The sequence below is a fragment of the Deltaproteobacteria bacterium genome, from assembly GCA_003696105.1.
Taxonomy (GTDB): Bacteria; Myxococcota_A; Polyangia; order Haliangiales; family J016; genus J016.
Genome location: RFGE01000273.1, coordinates 1 through 6226 on the forward strand (window position 1 = coordinate 1; position 6226 = coordinate 6226).

Here is a 6226-nt window from a genome sequence, read left to right on the forward strand (position 1 = left end):
CCGGACGCGGGGGCGGGGATGCCCGACGCGGGAATGCCCGACGCGGCGGCCGGGATGCCCGATGCGGACGCGGGGATGCCGGACGTGGACGCGGGGATGCCGGACGCGGGGATGCCGGATGCGGGGATCCCGGACGCGGGGGCGGTCGATGCGGGCTCCGACACGGTTCCCGATGCAACGGTCCCGGCGCCGGACGCGAGCCGACCGGGCGGTGGTTCGGGCGGCGAGCCGCCCGCGTCGACCGGCTGCCGGGCCGGCGGCGCGACGACGCCGGGTGCGGCGTGGTGGCTCGCGCTGGCGGCGGTCGTCGCGCGCCGGCGCCGGCGTCGTCGCCGCACCGACACCGACGCACAGCCGCGCCGCGTGTGATCGGCGCCCGCCTTGCGCGCGCGGGCGGCGCTGCGGCCGGCTGCGCGCGCAGCCGGCGCCGGGGCACCTGTCCGTAGGCCACCGCCCCCAAAGTGGCCCCGCGCCCCCGATTCGTGCGACACTGTACGCACTGTATGCGTTGCGTATTCAACGAGTTGGCGGGGGCTCGGGATGGCGCGGCGCTTGCTCGTCGCGCGGGTATGCGCCGTTTGAGCCCCTTCGCGTGGTTCGTGCTCGTCTGTACCGCCGCCGCGTGCGGCTCGGGCGACGTGACCGGAACCGACGACTGTGACGGCAGCACCTGCCGGCAGGACGAGATCGACGCGGCCGTGCCGGGGTGCGACGACCCGGGCGGCCCGGAGTGCGACCGCGGCGAGATCTGCTTCAACGGCCAGTGCGTGCCCGACGAGTGCGCGACGAACCCGTGCGCGGACGGCGAGGCGTGTCAGATGGAGTGCGTGCCGCTGGCCGATCCGTGCGAGGGCGTCGATTGCCCCGAGGACACGACGTGCGTGATGGGCGTGTGCACGCCTGGCTGTTTCCCGCCGAGCCCGTGTCTCGACGTGACCTGCGCGGACGGCGAGTACTGCTTTTACGGCGCGTGCCTGCCGCTGAATCCGTGCTCGGCGCCGTGCGACCTCGGCACGGCGTGTCACCTCAACTGTTTCCCCGCGTCGCCGTGCGACGGCGTCGACTGCGCCGAGGGCGAGGTCTGCATCGAGGGCGAGTGCGTGACCAACCCCTGCTACCAGGTGCAGTGCGACCCGGGTGAGATCTGCGTCAACGGCGAATGCCAGCCGACCTGCAACTGTGACTGCGCGCCGTACGACACGTGCGTGTTCAACGAGTGCATCCCGTGCGAGCCGGCTTGCGAGGACGCGCAGTGCGGCGACCCTGACGGCTGCGGCGGCGTGTGCGACGGCGCCTGCCCCGAGGGTCAGATGTGCCAGGGCGGCGAGTGCGTGTGCGCGCCGGACTGCGCCGGCAAGGCCTGCGGCGACCCTGACGGCTGCGGCGGCGTGTGCGACGGCTCCTGCCCCGGTGGGCTCACCTGCGTCGGCGGCGACTGCGTGTGCGTGCCGAACTGCGGCGGCAAGATGTGCGGCGAGTCGGACGGCTGCGGCGGCGTGTGCTCCGGCAGCTGCCCCGACGGCGACGAGGTCTGCACGGGCGGCGAGTGCATGTGCCCCGGCGTCGACTGCGCCGGCGATTGTTGCCCGTCGGGCCAGGGCTGCTTCGGCGGCGACACCTGCTGCACCGACGCGCGCTACTGCGACGCGACCGGCGTGTGTTGCGGCGGCAGCGAGCAGTGCTTCAACGAGGACACGTGCTGCCGCCCGAACCGGTGGTGCTCGGCGACGAACACCTGCTGCGGCAGCGGCACCGTGTGCATCGACGACACCTTCTGTTGCAAGAACGCGGCGCAGGCGTGCTCGGACACGGCCACGTGCTGTCCGAACGGCCAGACCTGCTTCAACGGCGACGACGGCACGGTCGGCAACGAGACGTGCTGTCCGCCGAGCCAGTACTGCGCCGACTCGAACACCTGCTGCGGCGCGGGCGAGACGTGTCACAACGGCGACGACGGCACGGCCGGCAACGACACGTGCTGTGCGCCGAAGGCCTACTGCGCCGACAGCAACACGTGCTGCGCGGCGGGCACCGAGTGCGCCGCCGGAAACGACGGCAATCCGGCCAACGACACCTGCTGCGAGACGACGGAGGCGTACTGCCCGGTGAGCGGCGAGTGCTGCGTGACGCCGGGCGAGGCCTGCTTCGTCGGCGGGCCGGAGGGCGACTTCTGCTGCCGGTCGCGCAAGCAGGCGTGCGAGGACTCCGGCGCGTGCTGCCCGGACGGGCAGACGTGCCACAACGACAGCAACGGCGACGCGGCGGACGACTTCTGCTGCGACGACGACGCGATCGCGTGCTCCGGCGCGTGCTGCGCGGCGGGCGAGCTGTGCGTCGGCGGCGCGTGCTGCGCGCCGAACTGCGAGGGCAAGGCGTGCGGCGAGAGCGACGGCTGCGGCGGCCTGTGCGACGGGCCGTGCGTCGAGCGGGGCAGCGTGTGCATCGACGGCGAGTGCGTACCGGAGGTGTGCGAGCCGCCGTGCGGCTGCGGCGAGATTTGCGTCGGCGGGACGTGCCTGCCGCTGTGCGGGCCGGGAACGACGCTGTGCGGGTGCTCGGCGTGCTGCCGCGCGGGCGAGGTCTGCGACGTGACGACCGGCACCTGCGCGATCCCGTAGGTCGGCCGGCGGCGCCCGCGGGTCGCCGGCGTTCGCGCTCAGCTGGCGGCGCCGCGCGCGGGTCGCTGGCGTTCGCGCTCAGCTGGCGGCGCCGCGCGCGGGCCGCCGGCGCCGGGCCAGCACAGCCCGTCGCCGCCGGCGCGGGCGCCCGGCCGGCGGCGCCGCCGGATTTCCCGCGCGTCCGCGGCGGGGCTGACGTGTGCCAAAAGGTCGGTGATTGCGGGGGCTTGCATGCCACCGGCGGCCGACCCAGATTGTCGACATGACACGTTGGGTCGTAGTCACGGATGCGCGCCGCGCGCGGCTGCTGCGTCTGGAGCGCGACGAGGCAACGGAAGTCCACCGGCTAGTGGAACTGGAGGCGCTCGTGCACGCCGGCCGGCGACAGCGGCCGAGCGAGGTGTTCACGGAGTCCAGGCCCGGGCTGCGGGCGTCCGACCCGGGCGCGGGTTTGCACGCCACCGACGATCACCGGGAGCGCCACATCGAGGAGTGGGACCGCCGGTTCGCGCGCGACGTCGCGCGCGCGCTGGCGGAGAGGATCCGCGGGACCGGCGGCACCGTCGTGCTGGCGGCGAGCGAGCACATGCTCGGGCTGCTGCGGGAGGAACTGCCGCGCTTCGTCGACGGCGTCGACGTCAAGGAGTACGCGGTCAACCTAGCCGGCGCGCGGCCGGCAGAGATCCACGACGCGTTGGCGGAGCGCGGAGCGCTGCCACCGCGGCGGCGCCCCACGTCGTGAGCGCGTGGTGCGCCCGGCGGCGGCGGGCACCGCCGACACCGGCGAACGACGCGCGGGGCCGGTGCGGGGCGAAAACATGCCCGCCGGCCTCGCTGCCGGGCCGGCGCGGGGCGAAAACACGCCCGCCGGCCTCGCTGCCGGCCGGCGCGGGGCGAAAAAATGCCCGCCGGCCTGGGGTGCGGGGCCGGCGGGCGTGGAGACCGCGACGGAACGGCCGGGTTTCAGCTCAGCCGCTCACGCACTGGGCGTTGCAGACCGTCTCGATCTCACCGACACACACCGAGTCCCAGTACACGTTGCAGCAATACGGGTCGGCATCGCAGATGTCCGTGACGCACCAGTGGCACGCCGGGTCGAGCTTGGCTCCGGTGACGCAGGGCGTGTGGATGCACTCGGCGCCGCCACCACCACCACCGCCGCCACCGCCGCCGCCGCAGGTCTGCCCGCAGATCGAGCCGACCTCGTCGACGCAGACCGAGTCCCACTGGTTGTTGCAGCAGTACGCGTCGGCGGCGCAGATGTCGGCCACGCACGCGTCGCACGCCGCGTCGAGGCGCGAACCGGTCGCGCACACGTCGTGCGCGCATTCGTTGGGCGGGCAGGCGCCGCAGTCCTCGGGGCAGCTCGCGCAGTCCTCGGTCGCCGCGCAGGTGCCGTTGCCGCAGGTCTCCCCGCCGCCGCCACCGCCGCCGTCGATCGCGTTCGGCGGCAGCGCGCTGCCCATGTCGTCGATCACGTTCTGAATGCGTACGGCGAGGCCGCTGCAGCCCGTGGTCGACCCGCAGTGGTGGAGCGCCACGACCCGGTGGTCGGCGTAGCCGATGACCGGCGAGCCCGACGAGCCGCCGAGCGTGTCGGCGCTGTAGGTCACCTGTTGGGTGCCGCACGTCGCGCCGCCGTTGCCGTTGATCGACTCGACGGTGACGTTGGCGCCGCCCTGCTGCATGGCGATCCGCTTGCCCCACGCCGACGAGTGCTCGGGAATGTAGATGCGCTCGCCGACCTCGGCGCCGGTGGGGCGAAGTTGCAGGTAGCCGTACGTCGACGTGGGGTTCACCGGCAACTTCACGAGCGCGTAGTCGTAGGTCTTGCTGGTCTTGACGAGCGTCGACGTGGTCGCGACGATCGTGCCGGAGCACGCCCCGCCGGACTTGCAGTTGCTGCTGCACGACGCGCCCTCGGCCATGAAGTCGAAGCTGGTGTTGGCCGCCGCGGATGCCGACCCGATGCAGTGGTTGTTGGTGACCACGTGGCCTTCGCTGCCGAGCAGCCAGCCGGTGCACGCGGCGTTGCCGTTGATGATCAGCCGGGCGACGGCGCGCGCCTTGTCGTAGGCGGTGGGCTCGCTGCTCTTGTAGCAGACCGCGTTGAGGCTGTCGTCGGCGCCGCAGAACGCCAGCGGCTGCGGTTGCGACTGCATCGTCGCCCACGAAAAGCCCGACGCCGCGCGGTCGATCACGACCGCACCCGCCGGCATCGGCTCGGGCGTGTACAGCTCGACGACCGCGCGATTGCCCCACACGTGGATGCCCCAAAATCCGTCGGACACGGCGAGGCGGTTGGCGACGTCCTCGGCCGTGTACGTCCACGTCCGGTGGCCGTCTTCGGATCGGACGACGAGGCGGGCGCCGGCCGGCAGGTCGGCGACCTCGAAGTGCGGTGCGACGTAGCTCGCATCGTCGTTCCCGGTGAGCACGGTGGTCCACACCGGTTCCGTCGGGTCGCCGAGGTCGGCCGCGGTGATCGCGGGCGACTGGACCGCGAGTTCCTCGACCGTGCCGACCTGCGTCGGCCCCGGGCCGTCGGCGTCCGCGCCGTCGTCACCGGGATCGCCCGGTTCGAGGGTGCCGTCTCCGGTCACCTCACCCGGTGCGCACCCGCCCGCCGCCACCGCCGTTGCCAGCCCCGCCGCACAAATGAACAACCACAGCGTGTTTCGAAATCTTGGCATCGTCTCCTCGTTCGGGTTGGGGGCGCGTCTACGCGCCGGGTTCTCGGTCCAGCCGCACGTCGACGAGCGCGCGCTCCGCGATGGCGTGCGCGAGTTCGGCTCGGTTGCGGACATCCAACTTGCGGTACAGGCGCCACAGGCGCGTCGACACGGTGCCGACCGGCACGTCGTAGCGGGCGGCGATGTCCTTGTTCGACAATCCGCGCGCGACCATCACGGCGAGCGCCGCCTCGTCGCGCCCGAGTCCGAGCCCGACTCGAACGCGATCGATGTGTTCGCTCGGGCGCGGTGCCGGCGATCCGGCGATCGCGATGGCTCCGTCGCCGACCGGCCACGCGCGGATGTGCCAGGCGCGCCCGTCGGCGAGCGTGACGCGCACCGGCAGGCCGTCGCGCGCCGATGCGTGCAGGCGCGCGACCAGCTCGGCGTTGGTCGTTGCGCTCGCACCGGCGCCCCGCAGCGCGTCGGCCAGCGCCGCCGCTCGCGCGTTGGCGTACAGCAGGCGGCCGGCACGGTCGATCACGGCAGCCGCGTAGGGGCTGGAGCGGAGGATCTCGCTGGGCCAATCGGACATCGCTCGGGGCACGCCGCCACGTCGTCGACCGCGAAACGAGCCGCCGCGCGGTGGACGATGTGGCAGGTCGTGCGCGGATGGGTTTCACGGCGTGTGCCAGATCGCGGTGAACGAAAGTCGCCGCTGCAACCGCCTCTCACTGCTGGCGTCGCCGCGAAGTGCCCGAGTTCCGTCGGCGTCGTCCTCGTTGGCTGGCCCACGCGAACAACACGCGGTGAGACCTCAGGTCGCGGGCGCGGCGCCGGCGGTGTGGCGCGATGCCACGAGTTTTTGTTTTCCTACAAGGACTTACGTTGTCGTGGGCGGTCCGATAGCCTCCTACATCGTCGCGCGCGCCGGCG

Annotated in this window: 6 protein-coding genes; 3 read left to right on the forward strand and 3 right to left on the reverse strand. The window is 73.2% G+C overall.

The features are described from left to right. Together D6689_17445 and D6689_17450 are read left to right on the forward strand one after the other, a co-directional pair. Nucleotides 1-369, forward strand: a 369-nt coding sequence (locus tag D6689_17445; protein ID RMH39158.1) for a hypothetical protein, incomplete at its 5' end; no start/stop codon positions are given. A 200-nt stretch (nucleotides 370-569) separates the two neighbouring features. Then, nucleotides 570-2618: a hypothetical protein gene (locus D6689_17450; protein ID RMH39159.1), complete on the forward strand. Its 2049-nt coding sequence runs from the start codon at nucleotides 570-572 to the stop codon at nucleotides 2616-2618. 38 nt (nucleotides 2619-2656) lie between these two features. On the opposite strand, the gene D6689_17455 is transcribed toward D6689_17450, so the two are convergent. Next, a complete protein-coding gene (locus D6689_17455; GenBank protein ID RMH39160.1) occupies nucleotides 2657-2851 on the reverse strand; it encodes a hypothetical protein in 195 nt (64 codons plus the stop codon). A 29-nt stretch (nucleotides 2852-2880) separates the two neighbouring features. On the opposite strand from D6689_17455, the gene D6689_17460 reads away from it, so the two are divergent. Continuing rightward, nucleotides 2881-3360: a hypothetical protein gene (locus D6689_17460; protein RMH39161.1), complete on the forward strand. Its 480-nt coding sequence runs from the start codon at nucleotides 2881-2883 to the stop codon at nucleotides 3358-3360. Nucleotides 3361-3586: 226 nt separating this feature from the next. Here D6689_17460 and D6689_17465 read toward each other — a convergent pair whose 3' ends face one another. Further along, complete coding sequence (locus D6689_17465; GenBank protein ID RMH39162.1) at nucleotides 3587-5425, reverse strand: serine protease; 1839 nt, start codon at nucleotides 5423-5425, stop codon at nucleotides 3587-3589. Continuing rightward, on the reverse strand, nucleotides 5340-5885 hold the full coding sequence (locus D6689_17470; GenBank protein RMH39163.1) for a LuxR family transcriptional regulator: 546 nt from the start codon (nucleotides 5883-5885) through the stop codon (nucleotides 5340-5342). Before D6689_17470 ends, D6689_17465 begins: the two co-directional genes overlap by 86 nt. Nucleotides 5886-6226: the final 341 nt, after the last annotated feature.